This is a genomic window from Thermus sp. KWY1 (genome assembly GCF_057547025.1).
Map to the genome: position 1 here is coordinate 95,065 of NZ_BAAJPG010000017.1, position 17,418 is coordinate 112,482.

Below are 17,418 nucleotides of genomic sequence, written 5' to 3' on the forward strand. Positions count from 1 at the left end.
GTAGGGTATGGCGCTTATTCCTAGAAGGGACCAGCTTCCCATTCCTCCCAAGAACGCTCGGGTGCACAACACGGTGTGCCAGTACTGCAACGTGGGTTGCGGCTACAAGGTGTACGTTTGGCCGGTGGGCGAGCAGGGCGGCTTGAAGCCTGACCAGAACGCTTTCGGCCTGGATCTTTCCCGGGCCCAGCCTCCCCTGGCTGGTCAGAGCTACACGGAGACCATGCACGGGATTACCGTGGGCAAGGACGGCCGCCAGTACCACGTGGTGATCGTGCCCGCCAAGGACAGTCCCATCAACCGGGGCAACTACTCTATCCGGGGTGGCACCAACGCCCTTACCGTGTGGAGCCTGGACCGGGGTACCCAGGACCGCCTCCTCTATCCCCTCTTGCGGGTGGGGGACCAGTTCCAGGCCATCACCTGGCAGGATGCCCTGACCCTCATGGCCGGGTTGATCAAAGGTATCCGGGACCGGGATGGCAGCGACGACAACATCGCCGTGAAGTGCTACGACCACGGGGGCTCGGGCCAGGGGTTTGAGGACAACTACGGGGCGGGCAAGCTCTTCTTTACCGCCCTCTCCGTGAAGCACATCGCCATTCACAACCGGCCCGCCTATAACTCCGAGGTCTGGGGTAGCCGCGAGCGGGGGGTGCACGAGCTCAACTACACCTATGAGGACGCCCGGCTGGCCGACACCATCGTTCTCTGGGGGGCTAACCCGTACGAAACCGCCACGGTGTTCTACGCCGAGCACATGCTCCCCAACATCCAGGGAAACACGGTGGCGGAAAAGCAGAAGGTCTTTGACCGAGGGGAGCCTGCGGAACCCGGGTACCTGATCGTGATTGACCCGCGGAAGACCTCCTCCTATACCATTGCCGAAACCGTGGCCAAGGACCGGGTCCTTCTCCTTCAGCCCAACTTGGGCACGGACTACATCCTGGCCAATGCCATCGCCCGGGTGATCTGGGAGCGGGGCTACTACGACATGGCCTACCTCGAGGCCCGCACCGACATGAAGCTTTTCGAGGAGTACAAGCAGAAGAGCCTCAAGCTTCAGGTGCCCTATGCCGAGTTCATGGCCGAGGTGGAAAGGATCACCGGCGTGCCCAGGGCCCAGATTGAGAAGGCTGCGGACTGGATTGCCAAGCCCAAGGCGGGCAAGTTCAAGCGCCGCACCCTCACCATCTACGAGAAGGGCATCATCTGGAACATGAAGAACTACGATCAGGTGGCGGCCATCGTGCAGCTGGCGGTCCTCACCCACAACATCGGCCGCCCCGGCACGGGCTGCGGCCGTCAGGGCGGGCACCAGGAGGGGTACGTGCGGCCTCCTGCCCCCACCCCAGGCTCCATCTACCGGGGTGGCCCCCCTGTCAACGTGGACAAGTTCCTCACGGACGGCAAGGGCAAGTTCTACTGGGTGATCGCCACCGATCCTTATTTGTCCACGCCAAACGCCCAGGTCTTCCGCAAGCGCATCCACGAGCGTACGGAGAAGCTCACCAAGGCCCTGGGTGCTGGTGGGGAGCCTGGGACCATCCAGGAACGGGTGAAGAAAATCCTGGACGTGCTCTACTCCGACCCGGATGCCCTTTTCATGGTGGTCCAGGACATTTACATGACGGAAACCGCCCGCGACGCCCACCTGATCCTGCCTGCGGCCGCCTGGGGTGAGGCCAACGACACCTCCATCAACTGCAATAGCCGTCTGCTCCGCCTGTACGAGAAGTTCATGGATCCCCCCGGTGAGGCCAAGCCCGACTGGGAGATCTTCAAGTGGGTGGGCCTGCGAATCGCCGAGCTCTACCGGGCCGAGGGCAAGCACCAGGAGGCCGCCAAGTTTGAGTTCGGCAAGAACTGGAACACCGATGAGGATGTCTTCCTGGCCGGGGCGGAGGAGTTCAGCGACAACCGGGTGAGCGAGGAGGACGAGGCCAAGCTGGAGCCCGAGAACTACAAGGGGGTCACCTATAAGTTCCTCAAGGAGGTGGGCCAGCAAGGCATACAAACACCTGTGCGCCGGGATCCCAAGACCGGGAAGCTGGTGGGTACCGTGCGCCGTTACACCCACAAGTTCGGCACCTCCGACGGCAAGTTCAAGTGGTACGGCACCGACGACTGGGAGGGCTACCCTCCGGAGGTGGCCAAGTACCTGGAAGGGGAAAGGGCCCGACAGTATCCCTTCTGGGTCACCACGGGGCGGGCCCAGACCATCTGGCAGACCGCCTACCACGACCGTCACCTGCCGGAAAAGGCAATGGCCCTCCCCTTGCCCTATGTGGAGGTCAACCCGCAGGATGCCAAGCGGCTTGGCCTCCAGTCGGGGGACCTGGTGGAGGTCTACAACGAAGAAGGAAACGGCACCTTCATGGTTTACGTGACCGATGCGGTGAAGCCAGGGATGCTCTTCCTGGTCATGTACCACTGGCGGGGCACTTCCAACTCCTTGGTTTCGGGCTACACCGATCCCAAGACCACCATTCCGTGGTACAAGGGCACCCGGGCTAACCTCCGCAAGGTGGCAGGGGCTATCCCTTCCGTGCAGCAGACGGCTAGCCTCCTGCAACAGAACAAGTTTGACTAAGTCCTGACGCTCGCCTAGCCCCGCCCCCAAAGGGGGCGGGGGCCTCCTTTGTGGCTGGGGTAACACCCTTGGGTTGGTCTTTCTGGGAGAATGCCTAAAGTCCTCCCCGGCCTTGGAGCTGGGCGGTGGAAGGCAGGTTGGGGCAGTCTACCGTTAGCTCTCTAGGTGCAAAGGAGGACGAAGAGAGCCTTGGGACGCTTGGGATGAGGGTTCTGGTCGTTGGCGGGACGGGCTTTGTGGGCCGGCACCTGGTGGCCCGGATTGTGCAAGGGGGCCACACCCCCTTGGTCCTTTCCCGCACCCCCAGGGACCTTCCCAAGGGGGCGGTCCACATCCCCGGGGACATTACCCGGGAGGTACCGACCCTCGAGGGGGTGGAGGCCGCCATCTACCTGGCGGGGATCATCCGGGAGAAGGACCAGACCTTCCGCCAGGTGCACGTGGAAGGGGTCAGGAACCTTCTTGTGGCCCTAAAGCGGGCTAGGGTGGGCCGGCTTCTTCACATGTCCGCCCTGGGGGCCAGGCGGGGGTCGGGAAGCCGCTACCACGAAACCAAGGCGGAGGCCGAGGAGTTGGTGCAGGAAAGCGGCTTAAGCTACGCCATTTTCCGCCCCAGCCTCATCTTCGGCCCCGGGGACGAGTTCTTTGGCCAAGTCCTGAGGGGCTTGGTCTGTGGGCCCTGGCCCTTCGTGCCCCTCATCGGGGATGGAAGCTTCCGCTTTCGCCCCGTCTACGTGGAGGATGTGGCCGAAGCCTTTGCTGGGGCTTTGGAAAGGGGCCTCGAGGGCACCTTTGACCTGGTGGGGCCCAAGGAGTACACCTTCCGGGAGCTTTTAGGGCTTTGCATGAGGGTTGTGGGCCGGAGGAAACCCTTTCTCCCCATACCCCTTTGGCTGACGGACCTGGCCGTACCCCTCCTATCCCGCCTGCCCTTCGCCCCCATCACCCAGGACCAGTACCTCATGCTGAAGGAGGGGAACACCGCTCCCTTTCCCGAAGCCCTAAAGGACCTCCTCCCGGCGCCCAAGGCCCTGGAGGAGGTCCTCCCCACCTACCTCAAGTGCTAGGCAGGCTCTTTCCCGTCCTGCCTTCGTTTTCCAGGCGGCAGGCGGGCCTAAGCCGCACCCCCAGGGCGGTGCCCAGGAGGGCGAAGACCCCCCAGAGGGGACCGTGGAGGCTGAAGGAGGCAGTGCCCCCCAGGTAGGCCCCGATGTTGCAACCCCCTGCCAGCCGGGCTCCGTAGCCCATGAGCACCCCTCCCAGGAAGACCCCTAGGTGGGTGGTCCAGGGGATGCGGCGCAGGTCCTGAAGCCTAAAGGCGCCACCCAGGGTGGCTCCCAGGAAAGCTCCCAGGAAGACCCCGAAGTTGGTCACGCTGGTGGGGTCTTTCAGGATGCTCTGCTCTAGTTTTTCGGCGAAGGCCGGGTTGTTGAAGAGGGCCCAATCCATCACCGGGATCCCCAGAAGTTGGGCCAGCTTGCCTCCCCAAAGGGCGAAGGCCGCCGTTACCCCCCAGGGGCGGCCCAATAATAGGAGGATAAAGAGGCTTCCTAAGGCTAGGACTGCGGCACCTCCCACCAGGCTCCAAGGGCCGAAGAGGGGGTGGGTGGCTTCCCGTTGCCAGAGAGGTACCACCTGGCCCGTGCGCCTTTTTTCCACCCGGGAAACCAGAAGGTAGAGGAAGGCCAAAAGGCCTATCCAGAGGAGAAGGCCCATGTAGGGGGAGGGAAACCAGGTAAGGGCACTACCTGGGTTCCAGGCGGGAAGGGCTTGCCAGTAAGGAAGGTGGTAGACCCCCAGCAAAGAACCCACCATGAAGCCCAGGAGGACCAAAATCCCCCGGCTGTCCCCGCTTCCCGTGTGGTAGAGGGTACCGGAGGCGCACCCGTCCCCAAGCTGCATGCCGATACCGAAAAGGAAAGCCCCCACGGCGAGGGCGATCCCGATGGGCACCACAAACCCCTGCACCGCCTGGCCAAAGGCCTCCCCTTGGACCAGGAAGGGGAAGAAAAGCAGGCTGGCGAGGGTAAAGAGGAGAAAGTGGGCCCTCAATAAGCGGCTTTCTCCCGTGAGGAGGAAACGCCGGAACCCCGAGGCGAAGCCAAACTTGGCGTGGAAAAGGGCTAGTCCTAGGAGGATGGCTACCCAGAAGGCCAGGACCAGCCTGACACCGGAAGCCAGCCAAACAGCGTAGGAAAGACCTAGGGTCGCCAGGAGAAAAAGACCGAGATAAAGGGGTTGGATGGGCTGCGGCCGGTTCATGCCTTTTATGGTACCTATGAGTCTGCAAAAGTCAAGGGTATCTATCCCGTGATAAGACAATGGGCCTGGATGGGGGTTCCAGGCCCGAGGGGTGGAAGCCCTTAGAAGACGAAGTCCTCGAGGTACCAGCGCTCGGTCTTCTTATGCTCCTCCTTGGGGTCCATCTTTTCCGCGTGGGCCAGGAGGACGATGAGCTTTTTCCCCGGGGTGATCTCCACGTCGGTGGCTTCCCCGGTTTTCAGCTTGCGGCTGAACTCCACCACCCAGGTATCGCCCTCGTAGGTGGCCGCAGCAGCCAGGATGGAGTTTTTCCCTCCCTCCTTCTCGTCGGTTACCGGGGCTCCCGTGCGCTTCATCTGGTACATGTCCAGGGCCACCAGCTTGCCCCCTTCCATGTAGAAGAGGTACTGGTCCGCCCCCTTCTTCTTGTCGGTCTTCTCCGGCAGGAAGCCCATGCCGATCCAGCCCTTGCTCTTGCCCTCGAGGGCCAGATACAGGGTGTCCCCCACGATGCTCCAGTGCAGGGTGATGCCGCTTTTCTCGTGCTTGTAGGTTTTGGCGTACTCCCCGCTGGCGATCCTCCCATCCACCTTGGGTGCCTGGGCCAGCGCCCCACTCAGGACCAGAACCAGAAGCCAGACGATGCCCTTTCTCATACCTCTTACCTCCCGTTAGTCCCTTATGGTTATGCCCACCACGAAGGCCACCGCCCCCACATGCGTGTGCGCCAGGGCTGCCAGCACAGGGCGGCTTCCTTCAAAGGCTTCCAGAAACCCCTTGAGGCTCCAAAGGCTTACCTCGGCATCCTGGGCATTCCAAAGTAGGTGATAGTAAGCCCCCAGGATGCCTGTGGCCACGGTTACCAGCATCCAGAGTAGGAAGGGGTAGCGAACCCACCTGCCCCGGTGGAAGAACATGAGAAGGGTCAAGGGAAACCCCACCAGGGACACGAAGAAGGGGATGCGGCTTTGCCAGCTTTCCGTCCAGTGGTCCAGGATCCAGTGCTCCATGCCGTAGAAGACAAACCCCACCAGGGCGATGAGGAGGAAGATGGAGCGCAAGAACTCCAAAAGCCTTTCCTCCTCGGTTTGGGCTTTGATGAGGGCTTCGATCATACCTCACCTCCTACTTGGCCCGGTAGATGGCCAGAAGCCCCGTTACCCCTATGTGGGTAAAGGCCAGGGCCGCCAGGACGGGGCGGCTTCCCGCCATGGCCTCCATGGCAGCCTCAAACTCCCAGGCCACCTCCCCCTCAAAGTTCCAGAGCAAGTGGAAGTAGGCTCCGAGCACACCGGTGAACACCGAAGCCCACATGGTGAGGATGAAGGCCCACCTCACCCAGGGGGTTTTCCGGTCAAAGAGCACCCACAGGGTGAAAATGAACCCCGGGATGGCTACAAAGAAGGGGATCTTACTCTGCCAGCTTTCCGTCCAGTGGTCCAGGAGGAGGAGCTCCACCGGATACATCACCCATCCCACCAAGCACAGAAGAAGCATGACCAGGCGGATGAACTCCAGGGCCCACTGGGTTTGGGTTTGGGCGCTTCTGAAGGCAGGTATCACCGTTCACCTCCTACCCCTGCAAAGAGCCTAACACGGGTATTGTAGGAAGGATGTCCCCCGGGGTACCCCGGGGGACATCCTTAGACCGGTATCAAGTTCACCCGGGTTTCGTAGAAGACCACGCTTCCCCCTACCACGTCGGTGAGGGCCATGTCCTTAAGGTACGGGTCCAGGCGCATGGCGGCGTTGGCGTGGATGCCCGTGGCCCGCCTGGGGTCTCCCTTGATCACCTGGCCGTTGATCACCATGTCGCTGGCGCCATAGGTCCAGTGGCCCCAACCTAAGGGGAAGGTAACGCATCCCGGCCTCAGGCCCTGCACCACCTTGACCTTGCCCACCATGGGCTTCTTGCCGAAAGGTCCCAGGTCCCATTCCCCTTTAGGGTTGGTGGCGGAAACCACCCTGACGAGCTGGCCATCCCGGAGCCCCAGGCGTGCTGCATCTTGGGCGTTTATCAGGATTTCGTTTTCGGGTTTGATGGCCAGGAGCCAGTAGTTGCTTATGGTGCGGCTCTTGGTCTGGAGGATGTCCCGGTGGGTGAGAAGGACAAGGCCGTATCCAGGGTCGCGGAGCTGGTTGCCAAGAACGTCTTGGTACGGAGGGAAGTAGGCGGGCAAGGGCCAGTAGGGTTTCCCCGTCATGGGATGGAGAGAAAGGGCCTGTTTTTCCAGGAAGAGGTTGACCTGTTTCCCGTAGCGGTTGGCCACCAGGTCGCCCGGGGCGTAGGCTTTGCCGAACTCCTGGAACCGCCCGCCCCGGTTCAGGAGGTAGACGGTCCGGCGGAAAAGGCCCTCGTCGCCGATGGCTTTCCGCCAGCGCTCCTCGTCAAATACCGAGGAGGGAAGGTGGCGGCGGGCCTTGCGGAAGACCTCCACCTCCTCCTCGCTGGCCTCGGGAAGGGCATCGGAGCCATCCGCCTTTTCCCCAAAGGCCAGGTTGGCGGCCAGCTTCAGGTAGAAGTGGTCGGGATGGGTGAAAGGCATCCCGTTGGCGAACCCTTTTTCGCCGAAGCCCGGCAGGCCCAGGTGCTCTGCCAGAGCGAGGAGGAAGCTCTCGAGGGAGATGGGCATCTTTTGACCGAAGACCTCCACCTCTTCGGGTATGGGGGCAATGGCAGGCTGGCGGACTGGCTGGACCTTCCAAATAATGGAGGGATGGCTCCCCTGGAACTCCCAGCGCTCCAGATAGGAGAGGTCGGGGATGATGTAGTCGGCGAAGAGGTAGGTATCCCCCACCACGATGTCAAAGGCCACGATGAGGGGGATTTTGTCGGGGTCCAGCATGGCCCTGATCTGTTCGCCGCCTCCTGGCAGGGCGTAGGCGGGGGAGCCCATGTAGTGGAAGAGGATTTTGATGGGATAGGGGTAGCCCTGGGCCGCCGAGGGCAGGATCTCCTGGTAGACGTCGGAGGCATGGGGGTACCAAGGCCGCTTGGCGGGAAAGCCCTCAAAGAGGGTGGTGTCCTCGTATTTGACCTCATGGCGGATGAGGCTGATGCCAAAGGGCGAAAGGGGTTTGGGGTGGAGCTTGGCCATGGGGAAAGGTCCTCCCGCCTTACCCCCAGTGATGTCGTAGGTGCTGGCCTGCACGAATCCGCCTTGGTGGTCAATGTTGCCGAGAAGGGCGTTAACCGTAAACCAAGCAAAGGCGTTGTAGAAGCCGTTGGTGTGCTGGCTAGCTCCGCGGTGCACGTCTACCACAGCTTTCTTGCCGTACTGGGCCAGCTTCTCCGCCAGGAAGCGGATGTCCGGTTCCTCCACCCCGGCGAAGGCCGCCCAGGTCCTCACCTGATGCCGGAAGGCTTCTTCCTTGATGAGCTGGAGGGCGCTCTTTACCGGGATGCCGTTTAAGGTGGTGTTCACCCAAAGCTCGCCAAAGACCGGCTGAGCTTCGTCGTTGGGGTTGAAGGCCACGGGCCGGTCTTCCTGAAGAACCACGGGGGCGTCCAGCTCCACCTCCTTGTCCCCCACCTTGGCCTTGGGTTTGGGCAGGCCCAGGTCGCTGGCCCTAAGAAGCCTTTCCGGCTTGCCGTCTTTGAGCTTCACCAGCCAGGTGGCGTTGGTCCAGCTGCTCTCGCCGATGGCCTTGGCGGCTCCCCTGTTGGCGGCAGAGAGGAACTTGGCGTCAATTTTGCCCCATTCCAGGAGAAGCCGGATCACCCCCATGGCGATGGCGGCGTCGTGGCCGGGTTTGGGGGCAATCCAGCGGCTTGCGCCCTTCACCGCCTTCTGCGCCCGCGGGTCCACCACGGCGTATTCCAGTTCCCCCTTGCTGGCCCTTTCCGTGATCCAGCCCACCCTTAAGGGGGGGCCGTAGTTCCCCTCAAAGACGTTGGCCCCCACGAACACCACGAAGCGGGCCTTGGAGAGGTCCGCCTGCCAGTAGAACTTAGCCCCACCCGACCAGGAAAGCTTTCCTGAGGCGTCAAAGGTGGGCTGTTCGCTCATGGCCTTGCCCGTGAAGTACAAGGAGCCCTGGCAAACAGTGGTGTGGCCGTGAAGGTTAACGGTGCCGAAGCTTTGGGAGAAGAACCAGCGGATGAAGTCCGAGCGGCCCGCCTTGAGCCGGCCCCAGGCGAAGACCACCTGGTTGTTCTTGGGACCGAGGTCGGGGTGGTCGGGATTGATGAGGGTGTGGAGATATTCCTTGAAGTCCTCCTTGAACTTCTCTACCAGGGCCTTTTTCTTCTCCCGATCCTTTTCCGCCCAGATGGCCCTCACCGCCTGGGCCATGCGGGTCATAACGGCGGGGTCCTTGAGGGCCCAGAGGTCTTTCAGCCCGGGATAGACCCGGTCGTCGCCCAGGTGGGCAAAGAGCTTGCCCCCTTCCACGATTTCCTTCACCGCCTGGTGGAAGGGGATCTCCTCCCACTTGCCGCTTCCCCTGGGGCCCGCCCGCTTGAGCACCTTGCGGATACGGTAGGGGTCATAGGCGGTCTGGATCCCTGCCTGGCCCTTGGGGCAGAGGGCCCCGTCCACCTTGGCCAGGGTGTGGATATCGGTGTTGAGGGGCAGGTGGGGGCGGAAGGTCCAGGGGGAAACGGGGTTGCCGTCAATCTTGCTGGCCACGCCCTCGTAGAGCTTCACCTTGATGGGGCAGCCGGTGTTGCACTGGAGGCAGCTGGAGTAGATGGTGTTCTCCGGAAGCTGGATCTCGTAGGCCCCCATGCCCTGGGCACCTCTCTCCTGCAGGGCAAGGCCGAGGGGTCCCAGCAGAACGCCTGTGCCCGAAAGCTTTAACAGGTTGCGCCGGGAAAGCTTTTCCATGCTCACCTCCTAAACCAGGTAGTAAACGCGGGGCTTGGTGCCCACCTCTTCCTTTAGGCGCATCACGTTGGGCTTCTTGATGAGCTCGGAAACCAAGGAGGAGGGATCCTCGAGGTCCCCGAAGTAGGTGGCCCGGCCGATGCAGGTGACCACGCACTGGGGCAAAAGGCCCCGTTCAATGCGGTGCAGGCAGAAGTGGCATTTGCGCACCTTGTCCATGGGGCCTGCCTCGTCGTCCCGGTTCACCTTCTTGCCCCACTCGTAGACGGGGAGTTCCTCATAGGGCATCTGCCCTTGGCCCGGGGTGTTCTCCGTCCAGAAGTAGCCGTCGTCCTTGTGACGGGAGTTGTAGGGGCAGGGGGGGATGCACTTTTCGCACCCCACGCAAAGCTCATAGTCGATCTCGACGATTCCGTCCTTCCTTTTCCAAGTGGCATCGTAAGGACAAGCGGGAACGCACGGGGGCTCGTCGCACTGCATGCAGGGTCTGGGCACGAAGCGGTAGGTGACGTGGGGGAAGGTACCCACCTCTTCTTCGCTCACGGGCCGGTAGACCACACCTGGCGGCAGGCGGTTTTCCGCCATGCAGCTCACCGTGCAAGCATGGCAGCCCACGCATTTCCTCAGGTCAATGACCATGCCCCAGCGGCGGTTGGGGTTCTTGAGGGCCCGCTCAAGCTCTTTCTGCATGCGGAGGAGGGCGTCCTCCTCCTGCGGGGTAAGGGGCGTGGCTGGAGCCTGGGGTACACCTTGGGCTAGGCCGGGCGCCACCATAGAGGCGAAAACGGCGCTGGCCATTTTGGCCAGGAACTGGCGCCGGTCCCGGTGGACATCTCCCGGGCTTATCTGGATCTCCCGTTCCATCCTTCACCTCCTCTCGTCCTAAGGGTAGGTGGGCCTGGAAGGGCCAGGTAGAGGTGGATGGCCGGACACCAATGTCGGGCAACTTTCCTACAGCTCCGGGGACATCTATACCCTTTAGTCCCTTCTATTCTGGGGTGGGTGAGGCCAGTCGGGTTGGGACTCCTGTTGCTTGCGGGATGCCATGCGATTCCCGATGTGCCCCTAAGTCCTCCTTACGCCCTGGAGGTCCAGGAGGCGGAGGTGCGGGTGGTGGTGGCTGGGATGCGCTCACCCCAAGAGCAAGAGCCTTACCGGGTTTTCCTGCAGGGTTGGGGAAAAGCTTTGGGAGTCAGAGTGGAGGTATTCGGACGGCGTACCTATGCGGAGGTCCTCGAGGTCCTGCGCAAGGGGGAGGCCCAGTTGGGGTTTTTATGTACGTTGGCCGCAGGCTTGGGGGTGGAGGAGGGTTTCCTGGAGCCCGTTCTGGAAAGTGAAACCCTGTTCCCCTACCAAAGCGTCGTTGTGGTTCGGGAGGAGGCCCCTTACACCTCTTTACGGGACCTTAAGGGGTTGCCCTTTGCCTTTACCGACCCTCTATCCAATACCGGCCACGCATGGCCGAGAATCCTGGCTTCGGGATTGGGCGAGGATTTCTTCCAGCGGGCCTTTTTCACCTACGGCCATGACCGGGCCCTCAGGGCGGTCTTGCAGGGCCTGGCGGAAGGGGCTGCGGTGGACCGGGTGGTCTATGAAGCCCTAGGCTTGGGCGGTCTTAGGGTGCTGGCCCAGGGCCCCGAGGACCCCGCACCGCCCGTGGTGGTTCCCGTGGGGCTTTCCCCGGTGGAAAGGGAGCGCTGGGTGGAGTCCCTCCTGCGGTATGCGGCCACGGAGGAGGGGAAAAAGGCGTTACGGGCGCTTGGGCTTAGGGGATTCCGCAGGGCGGAGGCCCAGTCGTACCGGGGCGTCTACCTTAGGGCCAAGGAAGTCTTGCCATGAGGCTCAGCGTCCAGCTCTTCCTCACCGTGCTCCTGGCGGCCACGGCTACCGGTGGGGTCTTGATCCTGGGAGGGAGTGCCTTCCTTTATGCGGAAGGAGAAAGGGCCTTGTGGCAGGAGGTGCGGCTTGGTGCCCGGGATCTGGCGGCCTTGGTCACTGACGATGTTCTTCTGCGCGACCTGCTTGCTGTCCGGCAGAAGCTTGACCTTGCTCGGGAGAGATACCCGGGCTTTGCCTATGCCTATGTCCTGGATTCCCAAGGGCAGGTGGTGGCCCACACCTTGGCGGAAGGAGTTCCCCAGGCCCTGGTTTCCCTGGGTGGGGAAGGGGTGTTGCGGTTGGGGGGGCAGGTGGTTTACCAGGCCGAGGCTCCCATCTATAGCGGGGAGGCGGGATGGGTGCGTCTCGGGTTATACCAGGCTCCTCTGTGGGCTGAGGTGGGGCGGGTGGTGCGAACGGGGTTTTTTGGCCTCCTTTGGGCGGTGGGGTTGGGGGTGGGCCTTGGATATTTCCTGCTTACCCGGTCCCTCGAGCCCCTCTACCAAATGGCGGAAGGGGCAGCGCGCCTGGGTAGGGGTGAGATGGTCCGTTTCCCCGAGCCTGGGGGTGAGCTGGGTTTGCTGGGCCGGGCCCTGAACCGTATGGGAGAGGAGGTGAGAAGGCGGCAGCGGGAGCTCATCCTTCTCAACCGAATCCTGGCGGAAAGCCATGCCCTCCGAGTGGAGGAGCTCCTGGAAAGGGTTCTTTCTCTATTGGTGCGTGAACTCTCCTTTACCTGCGGGGAGTTTTGGTTGGAGGAGCAGGTGGTCAAGCAACTGGGTGATCGGGGAGCATGTCCGCTGGGTGAGGTTAGGCGTTTTGTCGAAGAGGCCTGGAGGCTGGGGCACCCGGTGGGCACGGACGGGATCTTGGCGGTACCCGTGCCCCCCGGGGGAGCCCTTGTGCTCTATGGTCAACCCAAGGTGGAGCCGATTTGGCTGCAGGGATTATTGAGCGCTCTTTCTGGGCCCCTTTCCACCGCTTTGGAAAACGCCCGGCTTTACGAGCTTTTGGAGGAGAAGGACAGGCAGCGGGCGGAGCTATTAAGGGCTTGGCTAAGGACCCAGGAGGAAGAGCGGAAACGCATCGCCCGGGAGCTCCATGACGAGGTAGGCCAGGCCCTTACCGGTCTTATCCTGGGCCTCGAGGGCTTTGCGGGGGAGAAGGCCCTGGCCCTAAAGGAGCTTGCTCGCCACACCCTTGCGGAGGTGAGGCGGCTGGCCTTGGATCTCCGACCAAGCGTTTTGGATCACCTGGGTCTGGAGGCGGCCTTACGCCGGTATGTGCGGGAGTTCAGTGAGCGTACGGGAATTGAGGTGGATCTTTCCTTCCACCTGCGCAGTTCCCTTTCCCCTGAGCTGGAAATCGTCATTTACCGTGTGGTTCAGGAGGCCTTGACCAACGTGGCCCGCCATTCCGGTAGCCCCAGGGCGGCGGTGGGGGTGCTGGAGATGGACAGGGAGGTAAGGGTTTTCGTGGAGGACGAAGGCAGGGGTTTTGATCCCAGGTCGGTGGGTCTAGGGCATCAGGGGCTATTGGGCATGCGGGAGCGGGTGGAGCTGGTGGGAGGTAGACTTATTCTGGAGAGCGCTCTCGGGGAGGGTACCCGTATCCAAGTACGGCTTCCCTTGGAGGTGCCGGGGTGATCCGGGTGGTGCTGGTGGAGGACCATGGGTTGGTGCGGTCGGGGCTACGGCATCTTCTAGAGGCTCGAGGGCCCATCCAGGTGGTGGGGGAAGTGGGTACCGGGCAGGAGGCCTTGGCCCTGCTAGAGGCCGTGGAGGCGGATGTGGCCATACTGGACGTTTCCCTTCCCGACTGCACGGGGATTGAACTCTGCCGCACCCTGCGGGAGCGCTTTCCCAAGCTTAGGCTTCTCGCCCTTTCCATGCACGAGGACCTGGAGTATGTGCGGGGTTTCCTGCAAGCGGGAGGCCAGGGTTACGTGAGCAAGGCAGCGGTGGATCAGGAGCTCTTGGATGCGGTTTTGGCCCTAGCCCGGGGGGAACGGTACCTGAATCCGGCCCTGGCCATGCGCCTGGCCATGGAGATCGTCCGAGAGGAAGGGGAAGAAGAACCCCTCTCCCCGCGGGAGGAGGAGGTACTTCGCCTTTTGGCCAAGGGTCTTTCCCACAAGGAGGTGGCGGAGCACCTTTCCATATCGGAAAAAACCGTGGCCACTTACCGGGAGCGGGGTATGGAGAAGCTGGGGCTGAAAAGCCGCAGCGACCTTCTGAGATATGCGGTCAAGAGGGGTTGGCTACGGGGCTAACCCAAGGGTTTGCTTTATGCGTATCTACCCTGCGATGTGGGTGACGGCATGCTGGCGGCGACAACCCAGCTTCTGCCCGAAGCGGCGGCTCTTGCAAGCACCTCTTGGCCTCCTCTCCGATGAAGCGGCCATGGGAGGCTAGAGGGGTTTGGCGGCTTGCATTTTGGCGTAAAAGGCGTGGGTCAAGGCGATGGCCAGGGCATCGGCCAGGTGGCTGGGCTTGGGAGCCTCCTTCAAACCCAGGATGCCCCGGACCATCAAGGCCACCTCTTCCTTACCGGCGTGCCCGTGCCCGGCCAGGGCCTGCTTCACCTGCATGGGGCCGTAGGCGTAAACGGGAACCCCGGCCTCAAAGGCCGCCACCAGCACCGCCCCCAGGGCCCAGCCCACCTTGTAGGCCAGTTCGTTCTGCCGGTAGAAGAACTGCTCCTCCACCGCCAGGGCCTCGGGGTGGAAGCGGGCAAGGGCCTCCTTTACCCGGGCGTGGATGCGCCCCACCCGTTCCTGGGCGGGTTCCTTGCGGGAGGTCCTCACCACCTCCCCGTGGAGGAGGCGGGCTTTTAGGGTGCCCTTGGGCTCCACCTCCACCACCCCCAGGCCCATGTGGGTGATGCCGGGGTCTATGCCCAAAACCACCATGCCTCGAGGTTCCTAGTTTCCCTTTCTAGGGGGGTAGTCCGCATCCCCGTAGCGGATAAAGGCGGGGATGTCGAAGTTATAGGGATCGGCGTGGGTCGGGAAATCCACAGGGCGCAGGGGCTTGGGGACCACGGTACTCTCGCCGAAACCTGCGGCGATGAGGATCACCCGCAGTTCATCCTGGGCCCGTTCATCGTAGGTGACCCCGTAGAGGATGTCCACATCCTCGTTGCCCGTGGCCTCCCGCACCCGCTCCACCACCTCCGCCGCCTCCATAAGGGAGAGGTCCTCGGAGCCCACCACGTTGAGGAGAAGCCGCTTGGCTCCCTCAATGGAGCGTTCCAGGAGGGGGCTGTGGGTGGCGGTCTTGGCGGCTTCCTCCACCCGGTTTTCCCCCCGTCCCGCCCCGATGCCCATGAGCACCTGGCCTGCCCCCTCCAAAAGGGTTTTCACGTCGGCGAAGTCCACGTTGATGAGGCCCGGGAGATTGATGACGTCGGTGATGCCCTTGACCCCGTGGTAGAGGACCCGGTCGGCGATGAGGAAGGCATCCTTGAGGCTTACCTTCTTGTCCACGGCAGAGAGGAGGCGGTCGTTTTGCACCACCACCATGGCGTCCACCCGCTCCTTAAGGCGCTTGATACCCTCTTCCGCCGCCTTGAGGCGTTTCGGGCCTTCGAAGCTGAAGGGGCGGGTCACCACGGCCACGGTGAGGGCTCCAAGCCGCTTGGCGATATCCGCCACCACCGGGGCGCTTCCCGTTCCGGTACCTCCCCCCATGCCGGCGGTGATAAAGACCAGGTCGGCCCCGTCCAAGGCTTCGGCGATGAGGTCCTCGGCCTCGAGGGCCGCCTTCTCCCCGATCTCGGGGTTGGCCCCGGCCCCAAGGCCCCGGGTGAGCTTCTCCCCAAGCTGAATGCGCTGGTCGGCCAGGCTCTTGGCCAGCACCTGGGCGTCGGTGTTGGCGGCGATGAACTCCACCCCCAAAAGCCCCGCCTCAATCATGCGGTTCACCGCGTTGTTCCCCGCTCCCCCGAGACCGATGACCTTGATAACCGCTCCCTCCATCTCTGCCTCCTCTCCCCAAATAGATCCAGAACTAGAACAGGTTATTCAGAATCTCCTTGATCCTCGCCCAAAGACCCTCACCCTTAGCCTTTTCCTCACGCCGTTCCCTCCTTTCCCGGGCCCTCCGGGGCTCGGGTGCGGTGAGGGGCAAGGTGGTGGCGTACCGGACCAAGCCCACGGCGGTGGCGTGGGCGGGGGTGGCCACCACGTCGGTGAGCCCGGAAACCCCATGGGGCTTACCCACCCGCACGGGAAGGCCGTACTGCTGCCTTGCCAGGAGGTCAAAGCCCTTAAGAAGGGCGCTTCCCCCGGTGAGGATGACCCGATTGACCTTGATCTCCAAGGGTCCTAGGGCCTCGTCCACCGACTGGCGGGCCAGGTGCAGGATCTCCCGCAGGCGGGGGCGGATGATGCGGGCGAGCTCGGGGGCGGGCACCTCGCCCAAGGACCCTCCTTCCTGGTTGATCTCCAGAACCAGCTCGGGATCCGCCAGCTCCGGCAAGGCTGCCCCGTACTTGCGCTTCACCCTTTCTGCCTCCTCGAAGGGGATCTTGAGGAGCTGGGCGATGTCCTGGGTCACGTGATCCCCACCCAAGGGCAGAACGGAGGAGTGGGCCAGACGGCCTTCCCGGAAGACCGCCACCTCGGTGGTGCCCCCACCCACGTCCAGGAGGAGTACGGTCATGTGTTCCTCCTCGGGGGACAGCACGCCGAGACCGCTGGCCAGGGGTTGGGCCACCAGGGCCTCGATCTCCAGACCCGCTTCCCCCACCGCCCGGCGCAGGTTGGCCAAAGGCCCACGGCCTGCGGCCACCAGGTGCACGTCCACCTCGAGGCGCACTCCCGCCATGCCCACGGGATCGCGGATGCCCTCCTGGCCGTCCACCTTGAACTCCAGAGGCAGGGCGTGCAGGAGCTCCAGGTCGGCATCAAAGGGGTAGGCCTTGGCCTGCTCGATGGCCCGCTCCACGTCGGCGGCGCTGATGCTCTGGCCCCGGCGGATGGCGGCCAGGCCATGGCTGGTCACGCTCTTGAGATGGGGTCCTCCCACCCCCAGGATGACCCGCTCCACCTTCACCCCGGCCACCCTCTCCGCCTGGTGGACACTTTGGCGGATGGCCTCCGTGGTGCGCTCCAGGTTGACCACCACGCCCCGCTTCAAGCCCTGGGAGGGCACGCTGCCCTCGCCGATGATATCCAGCACGCCATCGGGGGCCAGTTCCCCGATCACGGTGGTGACCTTGCTGGTGCCGACGTCCAATCCAGCGATAATCATGGGCTTACACTCACCCCCCAAGAATACAGGTAAACCCTGCCCTTTGGTACGCCCGCCTGGGCATACTTTACTAGAAGCTGGGCTTCCGGGGCAAAGGCCACGCCCTGGGGTGTTTCCACCCAGAACCCGGCGGGCGTGTAGCGAAGCCGGGTGGCCTCGGGGTAGGCGCGGGCTAAGGCCAGGAGGTCTTGGATCGGCAGGGGACCTTCGCCCTCCACCCGGGGGCCCTTGGCCATGGGGGCCCCTCCGGGAAGCACGGTCCCGTCGGTGGCCAAGGCGTTGCCGTCCGCCAGGGGAAGGAAGGGCTCCCGTTCCCTCAGGATCAGGCGAACCTCTCCTACTCGGGGCTTCTCCAGCCGGGCTTCCGCCACCCAGGGATCCCGCAGAAGGCCTTGGAGGCGGTCGGAGCGAATCCAAAGCCAGGGCTCACCCGCATAGAGCTGGGTGCGGGCGAGGATCTCCTCGGTTTTCAGATGCTGGTTGCCCATCACCACGATGTGTTCCACGGGGAAGAGCACCAGGCTGGCCACATATAAGGTGGCGGCGAGGAGCAAGGCCAGCAGAAGCCTCATCCCCCACATCTTAATCCCCACCTGTGAAA

At 63.2% G+C, this 17,418-nt stretch carries 15 protein-coding genes; 5 read left to right on the top strand and 10 right to left on the bottom strand.

From position 1 onward, the window contains the following. Positions 1-7 precede the first annotated feature (7 nt). Positions 8-2,593, top strand: coding sequence for an arsenate reductase (azurin) large subunit (locus AC27GT_RS05140; RefSeq protein ID WP_015717354.1), 2,586 nt, complete (start codon positions 8-10; stop codon positions 2,591-2,593). 203 nt (positions 2,594-2,796) lie between these two features. Next, positions 2,797-3,660 carry a complex I NDUFA9 subunit family protein gene (locus tag AC27GT_RS05145; protein ID WP_487223642.1) on the top strand — a complete coding sequence of 288 codons (864 nt, stop codon included), beginning with the start codon at positions 2,797-2,799 and terminating at the stop codon, positions 3,658-3,660. On the opposite strand, the gene AC27GT_RS05150 is transcribed toward AC27GT_RS05145, so the two are convergent. The 6 genes from AC27GT_RS05150 to AC27GT_RS05175 form a co-directional block, all read right to left on the bottom strand. After that, on the bottom strand, positions 3,650-4,855 hold the full coding sequence (locus AC27GT_RS05150; RefSeq protein WP_487223643.1) for a YeeE/YedE family protein: 1,206 nt from the start codon (positions 4,853-4,855) through the stop codon (positions 3,650-3,652). The two genes, AC27GT_RS05145 and AC27GT_RS05150, sit on opposite strands and share 11 nt — an antisense overlap. Positions 4,856-4,956: 101 nt before the next feature. Next, on the bottom strand, positions 4,957-5,511 hold the full coding sequence (locus AC27GT_RS05155; RefSeq protein WP_487223644.1) for a DOMON domain-containing protein: 555 nt from the start codon (positions 5,509-5,511) through the stop codon (positions 4,957-4,959). Between the two features lie 15 nt (positions 5,512-5,526). Then, positions 5,527-5,970: a hypothetical protein gene (locus AC27GT_RS05160; protein WP_015717350.1), complete on the bottom strand. Its 444-nt coding sequence runs from the start codon at positions 5,968-5,970 to the stop codon at positions 5,527-5,529. A gap of 10 nt (positions 5,971-5,980) precedes the next feature. After that, on the bottom strand, positions 5,981-6,418 hold the full coding sequence (locus AC27GT_RS05165; RefSeq protein WP_038069548.1) for a hypothetical protein: 438 nt from the start codon (positions 6,416-6,418) through the stop codon (positions 5,981-5,983). Between the two features lie 80 nt (positions 6,419-6,498). Continuing rightward, positions 6,499-9,684 (bottom strand): molybdopterin-dependent oxidoreductase, encoded by a 3,186-nt coding sequence (locus AC27GT_RS05170; protein WP_487223645.1) that lies wholly within the window; start codon positions 9,682-9,684, stop codon positions 6,499-6,501. A gap of 9 nt (positions 9,685-9,693) precedes the next feature. Beyond that, positions 9,694-10,548, bottom strand: a complete 855-nt coding sequence (locus AC27GT_RS05175; protein WP_015717347.1) for a 4Fe-4S dicluster domain-containing protein — start codon at positions 10,546-10,548, stop codon at positions 9,694-9,696. Positions 10,549-10,686: 138 nt separating this feature from the next. Between AC27GT_RS05175 and AC27GT_RS05180 the strand changes: the two genes are divergently transcribed. The 3 genes from AC27GT_RS05180 to AC27GT_RS05190 are packed head-to-tail and all read left to right on the top strand — an operon-like array spanning position 10,687 to position 13,834. Further along, positions 10,687-11,523, top strand: a complete 837-nt coding sequence (locus AC27GT_RS05180; RefSeq protein ID WP_148228656.1) for a PhnD/SsuA/transferrin family substrate-binding protein — start codon at positions 10,687-10,689, stop codon at positions 11,521-11,523. Further along, positions 11,520-13,208 carry a sensor histidine kinase gene (locus tag AC27GT_RS05185; protein ID WP_487223646.1) on the top strand — a complete coding sequence of 563 codons (1,689 nt, stop codon included), beginning with the start codon at positions 11,520-11,522 and terminating at the stop codon, positions 13,206-13,208. The genes AC27GT_RS05180 and AC27GT_RS05185 overlap by 4 nt, the downstream gene beginning before the upstream one ends. Further along, positions 13,205-13,834, top strand: coding sequence for a response regulator transcription factor (locus AC27GT_RS05190; RefSeq protein ID WP_038028310.1), 630 nt, complete (start codon positions 13,205-13,207; stop codon positions 13,832-13,834). The genes AC27GT_RS05185 and AC27GT_RS05190 overlap by 4 nt, the downstream gene beginning before the upstream one ends. Before the next feature lie 138 nt (positions 13,835-13,972). Here the strand turns inward: AC27GT_RS05190 and ruvC are convergent, their stop codons facing one another. From ruvC to AC27GT_RS05210, 4 genes are read right to left on the bottom strand one after another with little or no spacing between them, the layout of a single operon-like run. Beyond that, entirely contained in the window at positions 13,973-14,473 is a 501-nt protein-coding gene (ruvC, locus tag AC27GT_RS05195) for a crossover junction endodeoxyribonuclease RuvC (protein ID WP_487223647.1), read from the bottom strand. Positions 14,474-14,485: 12 nt separating this feature from the next. After that, on the bottom strand, positions 14,486-15,541 hold the full coding sequence (gene ftsZ, locus AC27GT_RS05200; protein WP_019551132.1) for a cell division protein FtsZ: 1,056 nt from the start codon (positions 15,539-15,541) through the stop codon (positions 14,486-14,488). A gap of 31 nt (positions 15,542-15,572) precedes the next feature. Continuing rightward, the gene (gene ftsA, locus AC27GT_RS05205) at positions 15,573-16,817 is read right to left on the bottom strand and encodes a cell division protein FtsA (protein WP_487223648.1); all 1,245 of its coding nucleotides are present in this window, start codon (positions 16,815-16,817) and stop codon (positions 15,573-15,575) included. Further along, positions 16,814-17,398, bottom strand: a complete 585-nt coding sequence (locus AC27GT_RS05210; protein ID WP_487223649.1) for an FtsQ-type POTRA domain-containing protein — start codon at positions 17,396-17,398, stop codon at positions 16,814-16,816. The genes ftsA and AC27GT_RS05210 overlap by 4 nt, the downstream gene beginning before the upstream one ends. Positions 17,399-17,418 lie beyond the last annotated feature (20 nt).